Raw genomic sequence first — 14,566 nt, forward strand, 5'->3', positions numbered from 1 at the left:
CGATGCCCGGGCGCTCACCCCGAAGCTTCGACAAACGGCCGCAGGAAGGCCTCGGTGCTGAGCGCCAGTGAGTGCAGGTCGTAGCCACCCTCCAGCGACGCGAGCACCCGCCGCTGCGCATGTTCGGCGGCGCGTTCGCGCAACCAGGCAGCAGTCCAGCGATAGTCGTCTTCGTGAAGCCGGACATCGGCGAGTGGGTCGCCGGCATGCGCGTCGAAGCCGGCGGAGACCAGCAGCATCTGCGGCTGGAAGCGTTCCAGTGCCGGCCCCCACACGGTCTCCACGGCTGTTCGGTAGTCCCCGCTGCCGGCGCCGGACCGCAAGGGTGCGTCGATCAGACCGCGCGCCTCGGGGTCGCCGGCCCAGTTCGGGTACAAGGCTTCCTGATAGGTCGAGCACATCATCACGCGCGGGTCGGCACGAAAGATGTCGGCGGTCCCATTGCCGTAGTGCACGTCGAAATCGATGATCGCAACGCGCTCCAGACCGCTGGCCAGCGCGTGCGCCGCCGCCACCGCAATGTTGTTGAACAGGCAGAATCCCATGGGGTGCGCGCGCTCCGCATGATGGCCCGGCGGACGTACCGCGCAGAACGCGAATTCGGCGCGCTTCTGCAACAGCAGGTCCACGGCATGAACACAGGCGCCCGCCGCGTGCAAGGCGGCGGCGGCACTGCCGGTACTGACCACGGTATCTGCATCCAGCCAGTCCCGGCCCTGCGCCACAGGCGCCAGGACACGGTCGATGAGTGCGGCATCGTGCACGCGCAGCAGGGCTTCGCGGCTTGCCGCCGGCGCCTCAATCTGCCACATCAGCGCCTCCAGCCCGCTCGCCATGAGACGGTCGTTGATCGCATGCAGGCGCTGTGGGCTCTCCGGATGAACCGTCCCGGTGTCATGGTCGAGACAGGCGCGATGCGTCAGATAGGCGGCCTGCATGGCGTCTCCAAATGTTGAAATAGTCAATCGCCTAGACTACGTGCCCGCGAGCAAGGCGCATAGATTGTGGAATTCGTACCAATACTCTGGTGGGGCCTGGCGGTCCTGCTGATCGGCGGCGGTCTGGTCGGCACGATCTACCCATTGCTGCCGGGCGTGCCGATGATCTTCATCGGCATGTGGATCGGCGCATGGGTCGACGGCTATGCCCGCGTCGGCACCAAGACCCTGGTCTTTCTGGGCGTGCTGACCGCGTTCAGCGTGATCCTGGACTTCATCGCCAGCGCGCTTGGCGCGCGGCGCGTCGGCGCCAGCAGGCAGGCCGTCACCGGCGCACTGATCGGCTCGATCGCCGGCATGTTCTTCGGGCTGCCGGGCCTGCTGATCGGCCCCTTCGTGGGCGCGGTCGTCGGCGAGCTGGTCGCCCGTGGCGGGCTGTCGCAGGCGATGAACGTCGGCGTCGCCACCTGGATCGGCCTGCTGCTCGGGGCACTCGCCAAACTGGCGATCTCGCTGGTGATGATCGGCGTCTTTGTGTCGGTGTTCCTGCTTTACTGAAGTCCGGAATCATCATCGCACGTGAAGCGCCCGCGTCGACAGTCGGCGTGCGGGCGGCTACCGTAGCCGGTCGCGACGCAGACCGGGGAAACTCTTGCAGAACAGTACCGAAGCATCGAGTCTGGTAACACCACCCGAGGTGGTTCGCCCGCGCATCGGCCTGATCGACTGGCTGATGCTGGCGCTGGCGATCGCCTCGATCGGCCTGCTCAGTTGGGAGACGTTCTGGGACGTTTCCGAACAGACCACCCGATTGATCATATTGACCGACTACCTGATCTGCGCGGTGTTCGCGCTGGAGTTCGTGTGGCGCTGGCGCGCCCAGGGCTGGGACCGCAGCTACGTGCTGCGCAACTGGTACGAAATTCTCGGCATGATCCCCGTATCGAGTCCGGCCTTCCGTGGTTTCCGGTTGTTCCGGGTGATTCGCATCATCGTGCTGCTGTCGCGTTTCGGCAAGGCCGCCGATCGTGCCTTTGGCGACGAATTCACGTACCGGATCATCACGCGCTTCCGAAAGGGCTTCGTCGATGCGATCAAGGGCCCGATCACCATCGGTGTGCTCGAAGAGGTGGCCATCGTGCTGCAGCGCGGCCACTACACCCGCAACATCGCGCGCGCCCTCAACGAGAACGAAGGCGAAGTCGAGGAGATGATCCTCGAAAAACTGCGCGAGGATCCGCAGACCGGACGCCTGCGCAGGGTTCCGTTCTATGATGAGATCGTGCGTTCGGTGGTCCGGGCGGCCTATCGCGTGGTGATGGAAACGCTCAACGATCCGCGCACCGACGAACTGGTGTCCGATCTGCTGCGCGAGAATCTCACGCAGATTCGCGATTCGGTGGAAAGCCGCGAGAACAGCCGACTGCGCCGTAACCGTTCCGCCTGAGCCCGACCGAACCGCTCCACCACCGCGCGGTCTGAACCAAGGCCGCATACCGACCCTCCCGATTTCGATGCCGATCAGCTGGCTGCTGCCACCCCATTTCTCACCGACCGCCCAGATTCTGTTCTGGGGAACCCTGCTGCTGTACTGGCGCGGCCTGCGCGCAGGCGCACGGCCCGGCTTCGGCCGCGCGCTGAGCTTCGTGCTCGGCGCCGTGCTGATGTACGTGGTGGCGCAGACCCGCTTTGACTACTACTCGCAATACATGTTCTTCATGCATCGCCTGCAGCATCTGGGCCTGCACCATCTCGGCCCGTTCCTGCTGGCGCTGGCGCAACCCCAGGCGGTGCTGGCCGCCGGCCTGCCAGCGGCATGGCGTGCCCGGCCGCTGCCGGCAGCGCTGAAACGCGCTGGACGCTGGCTTTATCTGGCGCTGCAGAATCCCCTGGTCGCACCACTGCTGTTCGTGGGCCTGATCGCCTTCTGGCTGACGCCATCGCTGCATTTCGACGCGATGCTCAATCTGAACCTGTACTGGCTGATGAACTGGAGCATGGCGCTGGACGGCCTGCTGTTCTGGTTCTGGGCTTTCGAGCGTGGTCGCAACGGCGCCGCGCCACCTTTCGGCTACGGGGTTCGACTGCTGGTGCTGGTGCTGATCGCGCCGCCGCAGATCGTGATCGGCTCACGCATCGCCCTGTCCGACCAGGAACTGTTCGACGTCTACGCCGTGTGCGGCCGCGCCTGGCCGCTCAGCCCGATCGTCGACCAGCAGATCGGTGGCCTGGTCACCTGGATACCGGCGGCGATGATGAGCGTGCTCGGCATGCTCGTGGTCCTCGCCGGCCTGCTGCGCCACAGCCGCAATGCCGCCACCCGCCCTCGCTACACGGAAATTGTGCAATGAGACAGCTGAAACCGTCCTTGGCGTTCATCGCAATGCTGCTGCTCGGTCTGGCGACGGCCTGCTCGCGTGACGAGGGTTTTCACGCCAAGTCGATCGCCGGCCTGATGCCGGCATTGGAATTTTCCCTGACCAACGACGAGGGCAATGCAGCCAGTGCGCAGGATACGGCCGGCAAGATCCGGCTGCTGTTCTTCGGCTACACCTCCTGCCCCGACATCTGCCCGGTGACGCTGGGCCGGCTCGGCGCGGTGATCCAGGGCTTGCCGGAGGAACGGCGCGAGCGGGTGCGCGTGCTGTTCGTGTCGGTCGACCCGCAGCGGGACAGCGTCGCCAAGCTGCATGCCTACGTCGATTATTTCGGCGATCAGGTCATCGGCCTGCGCGGCCCGGAGCCAGCCTTGCGCAAACTGGCACAGCGCTACCGGACCACCTTCGGCTATGGCGATCCGGACGAGACCGGCTTCTACGAGGTGTCTCACAGCAGCGGCATCTACGTATTCGACGGTAGCGGCGCCGCACGTCTGCTGTTCCGCCCGGACGACCCGCTCGCCGCCATGCAGGACGACCTCGGGCAACTGCTCGACGAGGCAAGCTAGCCGTCTCGGAAGTCGGCGGCGACGCGCTTGCGTCCCGCCCGCTTGGCCTCGTAGAGCCGTGCTCCACGGCCGCGAACAGATCGCTCAGATCGATGCCGTACCCCGCCAGGCGGGAATCAAGAGCAGGGGCAGGACAGCGACGGCAAGGGTGTAGCTCAATGGTGGAGCGGCGGTCTCCAAAGCCGGGGATCGGGGTTCGAGTCCCTGCACCTTCGCCACTCTTTTCTATATCAACACTGATATAATGCGCGCGGACGACACCATGCCGACGAATAAGCCAAGGAAGGAAGCACCCGGATACAAAACCTCGAATGGGGGGCTCCAAGGCTGTGTTCTGCAACTTCCCCGACGCCGTGCAACAGGACGCCGGTTTCCAGCTCAGCAAGGCGCAGCGCGGCGATCCGGCCGACAGCTTCAAGTCTATGAAGTCTATGAACGCGGTCGGATCGGGCGTCATGGAATTGATCGTCAACGATGAAGATGGCTGGTTTCGCGTCTTCTACTTCGCCAAGTTTCCGCCAGCGGTCTATGTGTTGCACGCCTTCCTGAAGAACGAACGCTACGACCGCCGGCGACATCGAGAAAGGCCGTAAGCGTTATTCCGAATCTTGTGGCGCGACTTCGCGCTGACAAGATCCTCAAATGAGGATTTACCCAATGACCGCTGACCTGACCAACATGAGTGTGTGGCACCACCTCTACTCGCCGGAGGAAGCCGCGCTGATGGAATCGCGGGCCGAACTGATGGCCGTCCTGCAGAAGCGCGTGAAGGGCTGGCGAGTCACGCAGATCGAAGCCGCCGCACGGCTGGGCGTGACGCAACCGCGGCTCAGCGACTTGGTGAACGGCCGGCTCAGCAAGTTCAGCCTCGATGCGCTGCACAAGATGGCCAGCCGTTCCGGCCTGGCGCCCGTCATCGTCACCAAGCCAGCACGCCGAGCGCGCTCGGCGCCGAGCGCTGCCGCAGTTTGACCGAAACCGAAGACCTCTAGCGCGTACGCCCTATCAGAAGCCCGCTTCGGCGGGCTTTTTCATTTCACTTGTCAGGAGGGTTCGACATGAAGACCAAGCAACTGATCCTGTGTGGGCTGATCGCGCTGCTCAGCGCCTGCGCGACCGCCACGCCGTACCAGCCGGCCGACCAAGGCTATGGATACAGTGAACAGAAGCTCGAATCGAATCGCTACCGCGTGAGCTTTGTCGGCAGTTCCAAGACCTCGCGTGAGACCGTCCAGAACTACCTGATCTACCGGGCCGCCGAATTGACGCTGGCCAATGGCTACGACTACTTCGTGCTCGCCGGGCGGGACGCCGCGGCAGAACCCGGCACACGCAGCGGCTCGCGCACCGGCGTCAGCTTCGGTCTCGGCTCGTTCGGCGGTTCCACGGGTTTCGGCCTGGGCATCGGCACCGGAATTGGCGGCGGCGGTGAAGACTTTCGCGCACAGGCCGATGTGCTGATGTACCAAGGCGACAAGCCGGAAGATCGCAGCGATGCGCTCAGCGCGGCCGAAGTGAAGGCCAACCTCGAAGCAGGAATTCGACGTCCGAACTGAGTCCTTCAACCGCCCTGATTCAGCGGAGCCTCAACCAAGCCGCCCGGCGGCAACTGCAGAAAGTAGCCGGTGTTCTTGAGCGCTTCGACCACACGTCGCACATCGACCCGCGCCAGTCGGCTTGTCGGCCCCAGGCTCAGGCGCATCACCTCGTCGAGCTTGCCGAGTCGCCGTAGCAGTGCCGGCGGCAAGCTGTCCAGGTCCAGGCCCTCACGCAGATACAGGTACATCTCGGATTGCCTGGAGCAACGCAGTACCAGGCAGTTCAGGTTCGGAACTTGTTCAGGATGGATCGACGTCATTTGGCGATTGTCTCACCCCGTTGGCATCGCCGCCGGCCGGTTTCCAATCCCGAAGCCGAAGGCTGCCGGCGTACGTCCGTCGGCTGCTTTTGGACAAATCGAGAAAACTGCGGTAACGTCCGCGCCGCAGTGTTTCAAGCATGTATTCAGCGTGAGTAAAAGCCGTATCAATATGCACGGCCGGTTTCTCCTCAATGCGTTCCTTGATCGCTTGCACCCTGCGGGCGTTCCGCGTCCGTAATATTATTTTTTTATTCAGGAATGTATTCATGAGCAACTCATCGACCGGCACCGTGAAGTGGTTTAACGATGCGAAGGGCTTCGGCTTCATCACCCCGAGCGAAGGCGGCGAAGATCTTTTCGCGCACTTCAAGGAAATCCAGGGCAGCGGCTTCAAGACCCTCAAGGAAGGCCAGCGCGTCGAGTACGTCGCCGCTCGCGGCCAGAAGGGCATGCAGGCCACGCAGATCCGCCCGCTGTAAGTCGAGCTTCACGCAGTACCAGAAACCGCGGCCTCGGCCGCGGTTTCTGTTTGCGCGTCTGTTATTTTTCGGTGCGCAGATGCCCTCGTCTGGACTCGTTCTTGCGAACAGAAAGCCGCGTTTCACACGGATGAGTCACGCGACTCCATGGACGGCACGTGCAGATCGAACTGACACACATGCCTACGCGGCCGGCGGCACCCGCAAGGTACTGGCGCAATCTGGCCGGCGCGATCCTGCTGCACCTGCTCCTGCTGCTGTTGTGGTTGCGCCTGCCGCCGCCGATGCAGGCGGCCTCTCCAGTGCCCGCCGCAGGCCGGACGATCACCGCGATCATGCTGTCTGCGCCCGCTCGTCCCTCATCGAAACCCGCGACACCGGCCGAAGCACCGCAAGCCGAGCCGGCGGCCGCCCTGAGAAGCGAATCCGAGTCGCGCGAGCAGGCCCGCTCGCGTCCGCAGGCGGTCGAATCACGTCAGCGCCCGGAACGCAGCGCCACCCAACAGGCAGCGCCGCCCGAACCGGCCGAAACCGATTCACTCCCGCCCCGCAGCAGTGCGGCCACCGAATCCTCCGCGCCGGCGTCGACACCGCCCTCGGCCACCGATTCGCGCGCGGGCGTCTCCAGCGGCTCGCAGCCACCGTCCGCGCTGACGGTGCAGGAATTCCCGCTGAGCTATCTCACGCAGCTCAGCCGCATCGTCAATCGCAACGTCAACTACCCGTCATGGTCGATGCGCAACGCGGAACAGGGCGTCGCCACCGTGCGCCTGCGACTGGCGCGCAACGGCCGCGTCATCGAGGCGCTGGTGGTGCGCAGCAGTGGATATGACTCCCTGGACGCGGAAGCCCGCGAAGTGATGATGCGCATCGGGCGGTTCCCGCCGATTCCGAGCGCGATCTATCCCGGTCAGCTGGCGTTTCTGATCGACCAGCCTGTGCGCTTTCGCATGCAATAGGCCTCAGCCGCGCAGCCAGTCGAGCAGTTCGGACTCATCGCCGCGGGCAAAGCCGATGCGCAGCTCGCCGTCGCGATCGAACACCGGACGTTTGATCACACTGCTGTGCTGCGCCAGTGCATCGGCTGCCGCCGGCCCGTGCAGCGCGGCCTGGCTTGCCTCGTCGAGCTTGCGCCAGGTCGTGCCGCGACGATTCAGCACAGGCTCGATCCCCAGCCGGTCGATCCAGGATCGCGCGAGTTCCGGCGCAAGCCCGTCGCGCTTGAAGTCGTGAAAGCGAAAGTCGATGCCTTCGGCTTCCAGGCGTGCTCTCGCCCGCTTGACGGTGTCGCAGTTGCTGATGCCGTACACGGTGATCACCGCTTCGCTTCCCCGCTTTTCGTCAGGTTCGGCATACCGGCGCCTCGGCCTCGATGCCGGCAACCACCGGCGGACGCCGCTGCTGCCAGGATCGCCGTAGCCCATCGGCGGCGAAGATCGCCAGGGCCAGCCAGATCAGAATGAAGCCGATCGCACGTACCAGCGGAAACGACTCGCCGAACAGGCTCAACCCCAGAATCAGTTGCAGGCTTGGAGCGAGGTACTGGAGCAGGCCGATGGTCGAATACGGAATGCGCTGCGCACCGTACGCGAACAGCGCCAGCGGCACCGCGGTGACGATGCCCCCGGCCAACAGCAAACCGATCTGCAGAGCATTCGCGCCGCCCATCGCGCCGGTGCCGTGAAACTGCGCCCATAGCAGGTAGGCCAGTGCGAACGGTGTGATCAGCACCGTTTCGGTGGCCAGTCCGGTCACCGCATCCACTCGCGTGGTCTTGCGGATCAACCCATAGCCGCCAAAGCTGACGGCCAGAACCAGCGCGATCCAGGGCAGCTGTCCGGCCTGCACCGTCAACCACAGCACACCGCCGGCAGCAATCGATACGGCGGTCCACTGGCGCGCATTGAGCCGCTCGGACAACAGCGTCACGCCGAGCAACACATTGACCAGAGGATTGATGAAATAGCCAAGACTGCTGTCGACGACATGGCCATTGCCCACCGCCCAGACATAGGTCAGCCAGTTGACGCTGATCAGCGTCGCGCTGGCGGCCAGTCGCAGGCGCGTGGCCGGCTGCCGCAAGGCCCGCATGACACCGGACAACTCGCCACGCACGCCAAGCCACAGCAACACCATCAGCGCGCACCACACCACCCGGTGCGCCATGATCAGGACCGCCGACACACCCTGCAATTCGTGCAGATACAGCGGCAGCGCTCCCCAGATCGCGAATGCGGCCACACCGGCGATCAGACCACGCCGCGCCGGATTCGGCGCGCTTGCGGGATCGGCGGCCGGAACGGCCTTGGGTTCGCTCATCTCGGATTCCAATCGGACCGCCAGGTCCGCTAAGGCGAAAAGGGCGTGCAGTGTGCACCAAGCTCGCGCCGGCCGGAATCGAAAGCTTTTCCTCAGCGATGTGAGCGGAATTCACAGTACACTGGGACATGCTTTCCAAGACCGTCCGGCTCCCGCCCCCGGCAACCTTGCAGGCCTTCGAAGCCGCAGTCCGTCATCGAGGCTACACCCGGGCCGCCGAGGCGGTTTCAAACGCTTCGCGCTCTTTTGGAGTCGCGAAGCTTTACCGTGCCCGCAACCCCGTGTTGTTTCACGCTAAGTTTGGCTAAAGTGCTTGGCGGATAGGGCATTTTATCCTGACATAGCACTTGAAGGCTGGCATTTCGCCCAGATCACAAAAGGCGCGTTGATTGCCCTTGAGACGCGAGGAGTGCCACCGCCTTTTTGTCGAAGGAAACGAAGGTTTCTCCGCCAAGCCAATTGCCCTCGTAGGCAATAACGCCATCGGCAAAATCTCCACCCGCGTCGAGCACCAGCAGGCCAGCCTCTACGGCTGGCCGGTTCACCTCCACGTTCGCAGCGGCAAGTAGTACCCGGATCGCGCTGGCCGCGTCGGCTTGCTGGAAGCCATATACCCGGAGCAGCACCCAAACAAATTCGCAAAGGCACGGCAACGCGACAGCGATCAATTCGGCGTCGGTCAAGACCGTGGCGGCAACGTCCGCTTGTACGGGATCGTCGCGCACAACAGCACGCACAAGGACATTGGCATCTACTGCGACCTTCATTTCTTGCCTGCCCATCCTTGCGCTGCCGCCTCGTTGATCTCTTCGATGCTGGCTACCTTCTGCGTCCTGCCCGCGAGTAGGCCGATGAAGCTGGATATCGTCCCAGCGGGCCGCGCCGCCTTGAGTACGCCCCGACCATCTGGCAATAAATCCAGCTCGATCTTGTCGCCTGGCCTGATGCCGAGGTGTTGCAGTACGTCCTTCCGAAACGTCACTTGTCCCCGTGCGGTAACAGTCAATGTGGTCATGGTGTTGTGCCCTCGCGATCTCGTCGGTTGGTGCCTTGCATGGTAATGCAAAATCGCCTTACTGTCATGGGGCTATTGACATGGAAAACTCGCATTGCCACCGAGCCGGGCGTGTTGGCCGGCAAGCCGATCACCAAGGGTACGCGCCTGGCGGTCGACTTCATCCTCTCACTGTTTGCCGAGGGGGGCGGAAAGGCCAAATGCTGGAAAATTATCCCCAACTTGGCCGCGAGATCTAAAGGCAGTTCGACGACAAAAACACCTGAAATCATAAAAAGGCGAAGTCGCCAGAGAGCTTGGCAGGGAAGCCATCGTGCGCCTGTTCGGAAGCCGCGTGGATGACACACAACGTGGCGGAAATATCGATTCGCTCATCGAGCCGGGCCGGCCGCCGACTTTTTACTTACGCATGACAGCCATGCAGCGGCGATTTGTGAATTTGATCATGAAAAGTGGCAAAGAGACCCCCAAATAGGGGATGACCTTTGTCCGCCATTGCCCTCTAATGGCAGCCAGGCGCTACATAGGGAAAACCCCTTGGGATTTCAACGGAACTTCTTCTGGCATACTTCATGCTGCGTTGCACAATTGAAACGTGATGCATCTACAATGATGCCCGCGTGGATGATGATCGCACTGTTGCACGCGTCGGGAGGGGGGGGCTGAAAACGCCTGCCGCCGACGCATCAAACCCTCAAGGACGAGACGCGGCGATGTAGGAAGTCGGACCGCGATTTCTGTGCGCCTGCCCGTAAAGAATCGATAGAGGTTCGTAGTGGGTGAGGTCATGGAACCAATCAAATCGTCAAGTGGAGGCAACGTGGCATTCGAACGCAGAGTTGAAGCAGGCCCTTATGAACAGGGGGTCAACACCGATTGGGCAATCGATCGAGCACGCGGGCGCCGAGCTGAGTCCGTCAACCAAACGGTGCCGAAGAAGTCAGTCTATGCAAGATCAAGCAAGCGCGGCTTCGATGTCCTGTTCGCGCTTGCCTTTATGCTGCTGATCGGGTGCTGGCTGCTGCCCCTGATCGGGCTGCTGATCAAGCTCGATTCGCGGGGAACCGTATTCTTTATACAGCGCCGCGTCGGGGAAGGGGGCGGGGTGTTCCGATGCATCAAGTTTCGGACCATGGTTCACGACCCCCAAGCCGCGTTTGTCCAGGCCCGGAAAAATGACCCCCGCATCACGCGGGTCGGCGCCTTCCTTCGGAAGACAAACCTGGACGAGCTGCCGCAGTTCATCAATGTCCTGCGGGGTGACATGAGCGTTGTCGGCCCACGTCCGCACGTCCCGGAACTGGATGACGTTTTTGGCGCCGCCGTGCCCGGTTATACGGCGAGAACCGTCGTCCGCCCGGGCATTACAGGCTTGGCGCAGGTCTCCGGGTGCCGCGGGGAGACCAAAAGCATTCGCGAGATGACGCACCGCATTCGCTTCGACCTGTTCTATGCGAAGAACATGAGTCTTCGTATGGACCTCAAGGTCATTGTGCTCACGGTACTCACCGTGCTACGCGGTGACGAACGTGCCTATTGAGTCGCGCTTGGCTCCGTCGCAAGTCATCGCCATGCCGCCCACGTGCAAATGCCTGGCGGAATGGGCTTGTCCTTGCGCTGAGAGACTGCAACAATGTTCAACCGTTGAACGCACCGCAGTGGCCCGAGTACGCGAGAGCAGGGGAGTTCGAATGAGATGGACGCAGCGTAACGCCAATGGCTCAAATGGACGCCCAAGAGGTTCGCTATCGTTTGCTGGAGCTGATCGAACAGCAACCGCAACTCACGCAGCGGCAACTGGCCGAAGAACTCGGCGTCAGTGTCGGCAAGATCAATTATTGTCTGCACGCGCTAATGGAAAAAGGTTATGTCAAGCTCGACAACTTTCGTCGCAACCCCAACAAGCGGGTGTATTCCTACCTGCTGACGCCGGGCGGCCTTGAAGCCAAGGCGCAGGCGACTCTGTTCTTCCTTCAGCGAAAAGTGGCGGAGTACGAAAAATTGCGCCTTGAGATTCTGCGCTTGAGCGCAGATGTGGAAGCCTATCGTGCGGCTGGCGAGAACGGTGCGGCATCGTCTCGGGCGGCCAGGAGAAAACGCTGATGCGCCGTTGGTACGTCGTGATGACCAAGCCCCGGCAGGAGCAGATCGCACTCGCCCAGCTCACGCGGCAGGGCTATGAGAGCTATCTACCCATCGTCAGTGAGCGTCGGCGCGAGCAAGGCAAATACGTTAACAAGCGCGTTCCCCTGTTCCCCCGCTACCTGTTCGTGAATCTGGATACGGCTGTGGACAACACCGCTCCGATCCGGTCCACCGTCGGCTGCTGCGGTCTGGTTCGCTTCGGCCTGCGATTGGCGTATTTGCCGAGCGGTGTTCTGGAATGGATTCAGGCGCGCTGCCGGGAAGGTGAATCGCGTCGCCGCCAAGCAAGCTGGATGCCGGGCCGGCGATTGGATGTATTGGATGGACCTTTCGCCGGTTTGGATGCCGTGTTCGCCGCCGCCAGTAGCCATGATCGGGTCATTGTTTTGTTGAAGTTACTTGGTGCGTCGCGCCCGGTGGAACTGCCGCAAGAGCACCTGCGGGCCGTGTGATCAACGGCGGCGGAGTAACGCTGCTGGCATAATAGTCGGTGTAACTCATTGTAAATTGGCGGCTTATTGGTTCGCCCTGGCGGTAGCGTGTCTGAATGAAACTGGCTTTTCGCTCCCCAAGTGCTACAAGAAGCGGCTAGCGCCACTTGGCAGCGTTGGTGCGCATGATTCGGGTCCATGACGTTTCAGGTGGAACAATCGTGCCCTCATCGCGTGCAGTTACCGTTGATGTGCTGGACACCCTTCTCAGTGTGTTGCGTCGATCATGGTGAGGACGAATGCTCCGTGGTCAAGGCTTGTCGGGCTAACTGCTTGCCCGACAAGCCTTTTCCGAGCATTTCACGCTGCCGCCGAGCGTCAAGGTCAAGCCCTTCGGGCGGCCTGCGGCCGACCTTGACGCTCAACAGCAGCTCGAGAAACTGGGCCTTGTCTTCCACCCGAAACGACATAGAGCCAGATTACAGGCCGATTCCACTCGAAACGGCATAGATCCTAGCCTGATGGGCAGTATCGCCCGCATTGCTTATGCTAGGCCTATACGCGAACGTTTACCTAATTACCGAATCAATAGGATCCTTGGATGACTAAACGTGCCCTTATCACCGGCATCACTGGGCAGGACGGCTCCTACTTGGCCGAGTTTTTGTTGGACAAAGGCTACGAGGTGCATGGAATCAAGCGCCGAGCGTCATCGTTCAATACTCAGCGTGTAGACCATATCTACCAAGATCCCCACGAGAGCGGCGCGCGCTTTCACCTGCACTATGGCGACCTGACCGATACCAGTAACGTGACGCGCATTGTGGCCGAGGTCCAGCCGGATGAAGTCTATAACCTTGGTGCGCAAAGCCATGTGGCTGTTAGCTTCGAGGCTCCGGAATACACGGCAGACGTTGATGCCATGGGAACTTTGCGCCTGCTGGAAGCGATCCGCTTCCTTAAGCTTGGCGACAAGACCCGCTTCTACCAAGCCAGCACTTCTGAACTCTACGGTTTGGTGCAGGAGATTCCGCAAAAGGAAGCCACCCCGTTCTACCCCCGCAGCCCCTACGGTGTAGCCAAGCTCTACGCGTACTGGATCACAGTTAACTACCGCGAAAGCTACGATATGTATGCGTGCAACGGTATTCTATTCAACCACGAAAGTCCGCGCCGCGGTGAGACATTTGTAACCCGCAAAATTACCCGTGGTTTGGCCAACATCGCGCAGGGACTGGACAAGTGCCTATACATGGGCAACCTGGACGCGCTGAGAGACTGGGGCCACGCCAAGGACTACGTCCGCATGCAGTGGATGATGCTGCAGCAGGACCGCCCACAGGACTATGTGATAGCAACCGGGGTGCAGTACAGCGTGCGCCAATTCATCGATATGGCAGCAAAGGAATTGGGCATCACCTTGGCTTTCGAAGGCGAGGGCGTCGAGGAAAAGGCCGTGGTACGGTCGGTTGAGGGCGGCAACGCGCCGGCGGTGAGGCCGGGAGACGTGATCGTGGCTGTGGATCCGCGTTACTTCCGTCCAGCTGAAGTGGAAACTCTGCTGGGTGATCCGGCCAAGGCCAAGGCCAATCTAGGTTGGGTACCTCAAATCACCCTGCAGGAAATGGTGATCGAGATGGTGGCCGCGGACCTGGATAGTGCGCGCCAGCACGCACTGCTGAAGCGCCATGGCTACGATGTGGCTGTAAGTCAAGAGAACTAATGGAAGATTCAAGTATGCAGAAGAATCTCGCCATTATCCCCGCGCGCGGCGGCTCCAAAGGCATCCCACGCAAGAACGTCCGCGACATCGGCGGCAAACCGCTGATTGCGTGGAGTATCGAGCAGGCGTTGGCTGCCGAATCAGTTGATCGTGTGTTGGTTTCCACAGATGACGACGAGATAGCCGAGGTGGCTTTGCAGTATGGCGCCGAAGTCCCTTTTCGACGTCCTGCGGCTCTTGCCAATGACACCGCAGCCACCGAGCCCAGTCTGATCCATGCGCTTGAATGGCTGAAAAAAAGCGAAAACTATCGTCCCGACAATGTAGTCCTGCTGCAGGCGACTTCACCAGTTCGCTATAGCGGAGCCATTGATCGGGCCATGCGGCAGTTTCTTCATGAAGGTGCCGACAGCTTGCTCTCGGTTTGCGAGTTCTGGCATTTCCTTTGGCAGGGGCGACCTGCGCCGGTCGCTCTATACGACTACAAGCGTCGGCCGCGCCGGCAAGACATTCGCGCTGAGGACATCAAACTGAAAGAGAATGGGTCTATCTACATCACCCGCACCGACGTATTGGTGAAGGAAAAGAATCGCCTGAGTGGGAAGATTGCAGCCTTCGTCATGAGCGACGAGGAAAGCTACGAAATTGACTCGCTTGTGGATTGGGCGGTCGTCGAAACGCTACTGAAGCACACTGCAGGAAAATGAC

At 61.7% G+C, this 14,566-nt stretch carries 22 protein-coding genes; 15 read left to right on the top strand and 7 right to left on the bottom strand.

Annotated elements, in window-relative coordinates; translation table 11 throughout:
• Positions 1–14 precede the first annotated feature (14 nt).
• A complete protein-coding gene (locus RM530_RS03045; protein ID WP_311363737.1) occupies positions 15–938 on the bottom strand; it encodes a histone deacetylase family protein in 924 nt (307 codons plus the stop codon).
• A 66-nt stretch (positions 939–1,004) separates the two neighbouring features.
• Here RM530_RS03045 and RM530_RS03050 point away from each other — a divergent pair, with 66 nt between their 5' ends.
• From RM530_RS03050 to RM530_RS03080, 7 genes are all read left to right on the top strand, one after another.
• On the top strand, positions 1,005–1,496 hold the full coding sequence (locus RM530_RS03050) for a DUF456 domain-containing protein (RefSeq protein ID WP_311363738.1): 492 nt from the start codon (positions 1,005–1,007) through the stop codon (positions 1,494–1,496).
• A 94-nt stretch (positions 1,497–1,590) separates the two neighbouring features.
• Positions 1,591–2,385, top strand: coding sequence for an ion transporter (locus tag RM530_RS03055; RefSeq protein WP_311363739.1), 795 nt, complete (start codon positions 1,591–1,593; stop codon positions 2,383–2,385).
• Positions 2,386–2,452: 67 nt separating this feature from the next.
• Positions 2,453–3,289 (top strand): cytochrome c oxidase assembly protein, encoded by an 837-nt coding sequence (locus tag RM530_RS03060; RefSeq protein WP_311363740.1) that lies wholly within the window; start codon positions 2,453–2,455, stop codon positions 3,287–3,289.
• Entirely contained in the window at positions 3,286–3,885 is a 600-nt protein-coding gene (locus RM530_RS03065; RefSeq protein ID WP_311363741.1) for an SCO family protein, read from the top strand. The genes RM530_RS03060 and RM530_RS03065 overlap by 4 nt, the downstream gene beginning before the upstream one ends.
• A 311-nt stretch (positions 3,886–4,196) precedes the next feature.
• On the top strand, positions 4,197–4,478 hold the full coding sequence (locus RM530_RS03070; RefSeq protein WP_311363742.1) for a type II toxin-antitoxin system RelE/ParE family toxin: 282 nt from the start codon (positions 4,197–4,199) through the stop codon (positions 4,476–4,478).
• A 64-nt stretch (positions 4,479–4,542) separates the two neighbouring features.
• A complete protein-coding gene (locus RM530_RS03075) occupies positions 4,543–4,857 on the top strand; it encodes a helix-turn-helix domain-containing protein (protein ID WP_311363743.1) in 315 nt (104 codons plus the stop codon).
• Positions 4,858–4,943: 86 nt separating this feature from the next.
• Positions 4,944–5,441: a CC0125/CC1285 family lipoprotein gene (locus tag RM530_RS03080; RefSeq protein WP_311363744.1), complete on the top strand. Its 498-nt coding sequence runs from the start codon at positions 4,944–4,946 to the stop codon at positions 5,439–5,441.
• A 5-nt stretch (positions 5,442–5,446) separates the two neighbouring features.
• Here the strand turns inward: RM530_RS03080 and RM530_RS03085 are convergent, their stop codons facing one another.
• Positions 5,447–5,743, bottom strand: a complete 297-nt coding sequence (locus tag RM530_RS03085) for a YcgL domain-containing protein (RefSeq protein ID WP_311363745.1) — start codon at positions 5,741–5,743, stop codon at positions 5,447–5,449.
• Positions 5,724–6,014, bottom strand: coding sequence for a hypothetical protein (locus tag RM530_RS03090; RefSeq protein WP_311363746.1), 291 nt, complete (start codon positions 6,012–6,014; stop codon positions 5,724–5,726). The genes RM530_RS03085 and RM530_RS03090 overlap by 20 nt, the downstream gene beginning before the upstream one ends.
• Here RM530_RS03090 and RM530_RS03095 point away from each other — a divergent pair.
• Together RM530_RS03095 and RM530_RS03100 are read left to right on the top strand one after the other, a co-directional pair.
• Complete coding sequence (locus tag RM530_RS03095; RefSeq protein WP_311363747.1) at positions 6,013–6,225, top strand: cold-shock protein; 213 nt, start codon at positions 6,013–6,015, stop codon at positions 6,223–6,225. The two genes, RM530_RS03090 and RM530_RS03095, sit on opposite strands and share 2 nt — an antisense overlap.
• A gap of 179 nt (positions 6,226–6,404) precedes the next feature.
• Positions 6,405–7,184, top strand: coding sequence for an energy transducer TonB (locus tag RM530_RS03100; protein ID WP_311363748.1), 780 nt, complete (start codon positions 6,405–6,407; stop codon positions 7,182–7,184).
• Positions 7,185–7,187: 3 nt separating this feature from the next.
• Here RM530_RS03100 and RM530_RS03105 read toward each other — a convergent pair whose 3' ends face one another.
• From RM530_RS03105 to RM530_RS03120, 4 genes are all read right to left on the bottom strand, one after another.
• Positions 7,188–7,544 (bottom strand): Spx/MgsR family RNA polymerase-binding regulatory protein, encoded by a 357-nt coding sequence (locus RM530_RS03105; RefSeq protein WP_311363749.1) that lies wholly within the window; start codon positions 7,542–7,544, stop codon positions 7,188–7,190.
• 22 nt (positions 7,545–7,566) lie between these two features.
• A complete protein-coding gene (rarD, locus tag RM530_RS03110; protein WP_311363750.1) occupies positions 7,567–8,544 on the bottom strand; it encodes an EamA family transporter RarD in 978 nt (325 codons plus the stop codon).
• Positions 8,545–8,915: 371 nt separating this feature from the next.
• Positions 8,916–9,311 carry a type II toxin-antitoxin system VapC family toxin gene (locus tag RM530_RS03115; protein WP_311363849.1) on the bottom strand — a complete coding sequence of 132 codons (396 nt, stop codon included), beginning with the start codon at positions 9,309–9,311 and terminating at the stop codon, positions 8,916–8,918.
• On the bottom strand, positions 9,308–9,559 hold the full coding sequence (locus tag RM530_RS03120) for an AbrB/MazE/SpoVT family DNA-binding domain-containing protein (protein ID WP_311363751.1): 252 nt from the start codon (positions 9,557–9,559) through the stop codon (positions 9,308–9,310). The genes RM530_RS03115 and RM530_RS03120 overlap by 4 nt, the downstream gene beginning before the upstream one ends.
• 66 nt (positions 9,560–9,625) lie before the next feature.
• Between RM530_RS03120 and RM530_RS18620 the strand changes: the two genes are divergently transcribed.
• The 6 genes from RM530_RS18620 (at position 9,626) to RM530_RS03145 (ending at position 14,565) form a co-directional block, all read left to right on the top strand.
• On the top strand, positions 9,626–9,901 hold the full coding sequence (locus RM530_RS18620; RefSeq protein ID WP_349256165.1) for a DUF433 domain-containing protein: 276 nt from the start codon (positions 9,626–9,628) through the stop codon (positions 9,899–9,901).
• Positions 9,902–10,379: 478 nt separating this feature from the next.
• On the top strand, positions 10,380–11,099 hold the full coding sequence (locus tag RM530_RS03125) for a sugar transferase (RefSeq protein ID WP_311363752.1): 720 nt from the start codon (positions 10,380–10,382) through the stop codon (positions 11,097–11,099).
• A 176-nt stretch (positions 11,100–11,275) separates the two neighbouring features.
• Positions 11,276–11,662, top strand: a complete 387-nt coding sequence (locus RM530_RS03130) for a MarR family EPS-associated transcriptional regulator (RefSeq protein WP_311363753.1) — start codon at positions 11,276–11,278, stop codon at positions 11,660–11,662.
• Positions 11,662–12,156: a transcription termination/antitermination NusG family protein gene (locus tag RM530_RS03135; RefSeq protein ID WP_311363754.1), complete on the top strand. Its 495-nt coding sequence runs from the start codon at positions 11,662–11,664 to the stop codon at positions 12,154–12,156. Before RM530_RS03130 ends, RM530_RS03135 begins: the two co-directional genes overlap by 1 nt.
• Positions 12,157–12,736: 580 nt before the next feature.
• Entirely contained in the window at positions 12,737–13,858 is a 1,122-nt protein-coding gene (gene gmd, locus RM530_RS03140) for a GDP-mannose 4,6-dehydratase (RefSeq protein WP_311363755.1), read from the top strand.
• Positions 13,859–13,872: 14 nt separating this feature from the next.
• A complete protein-coding gene (locus RM530_RS03145; RefSeq protein WP_311363756.1) occupies positions 13,873–14,565 on the top strand; it encodes an acylneuraminate cytidylyltransferase family protein in 693 nt (230 codons plus the stop codon).
• Position 14,566: the final 1 nt, after the last annotated feature.

It is taken from the genome of Banduia mediterranea (genome assembly GCF_031846245.1).
Classification (GTDB): Bacteria; Pseudomonadota; Gammaproteobacteria; order Nevskiales; family Nevskiaceae; genus Banduia; species Banduia mediterranea.

Excerpts from the sequence above, each read along its gene's own strand:
- RM530_RS03045 (WP_311363737.1), bottom strand. The coding sequence starts at position 938 with ATGCAGGCCGCCTATCTGACGCATCGCGCCTGTCTCGACCATGACACC.
- RM530_RS03060 (WP_311363740.1), top strand. The coding sequence starts at position 2,453 with ATGCCGATCAGCTGGCTGCTGCCACCCCATTTCTCACCGACCGCCCAG.
- RM530_RS03065 (WP_311363741.1), top strand. The coding sequence starts at position 3,286 with ATGAGACAGCTGAAACCGTCCTTGGCGTTCATCGCAATGCTGCTGCTC.
- RM530_RS03070 (WP_311363742.1), top strand. The coding sequence starts at position 4,197 with ATGGGGGGCTCCAAGGCTGTGTTCTGCAACTTCCCCGACGCCGTGCAA.
- RM530_RS03075 (WP_311363743.1), top strand. The coding sequence starts at position 4,543 with ATGACCGCTGACCTGACCAACATGAGTGTGTGGCACCACCTCTACTCG.
- RM530_RS03080 (WP_311363744.1), top strand. The coding sequence starts at position 4,944 with ATGAAGACCAAGCAACTGATCCTGTGTGGGCTGATCGCGCTGCTCAGC.
- RM530_RS03085 (WP_311363745.1), bottom strand. The coding sequence starts at position 5,743 with ATGACGTCGATCCATCCTGAACAAGTTCCGAACCTGAACTGCCTGGTA.
- RM530_RS03095 (WP_311363747.1), top strand. The coding sequence starts at position 6,013 with ATGAGCAACTCATCGACCGGCACCGTGAAGTGGTTTAACGATGCGAAG.
- RM530_RS03090 (WP_311363746.1), bottom strand. The coding sequence starts at position 6,014 with ATGAATACATTCCTGAATAAAAAAATAATATTACGGACGCGGAACGCC.
- RM530_RS03100 (WP_311363748.1), top strand. The coding sequence starts at position 6,405 with ATGCCTACGCGGCCGGCGGCACCCGCAAGGTACTGGCGCAATCTGGCC.
- rarD (WP_311363750.1), bottom strand. The coding sequence starts at position 8,544 with ATGAGCGAACCCAAGGCCGTTCCGGCCGCCGATCCCGCAAGCGCGCCG.
- RM530_RS03115 (WP_311363849.1), bottom strand. The coding sequence starts at position 9,311 with ATGAAGGTCGCAGTAGATGCCAATGTCCTTGTGCGTGCTGTTGTGCGC.
- RM530_RS03120 (WP_311363751.1), bottom strand. The coding sequence starts at position 9,559 with ATGACCACATTGACTGTTACCGCACGGGGACAAGTGACGTTTCGGAAG.
- RM530_RS18620 (WP_349256165.1), top strand. The coding sequence starts at position 9,626 with ATGGGGCTATTGACATGGAAAACTCGCATTGCCACCGAGCCGGGCGTG.
- RM530_RS03130 (WP_311363753.1), top strand. The coding sequence starts at position 11,276 with ATGGCTCAAATGGACGCCCAAGAGGTTCGCTATCGTTTGCTGGAGCTG.
- RM530_RS03135 (WP_311363754.1), top strand. The coding sequence starts at position 11,662 with ATGCGCCGTTGGTACGTCGTGATGACCAAGCCCCGGCAGGAGCAGATC.
- gmd (WP_311363755.1), top strand. The coding sequence starts at position 12,737 with ATGACTAAACGTGCCCTTATCACCGGCATCACTGGGCAGGACGGCTCC.
- RM530_RS03145 (WP_311363756.1), top strand. The coding sequence starts at position 13,873 with ATGCAGAAGAATCTCGCCATTATCCCCGCGCGCGGCGGCTCCAAAGGC.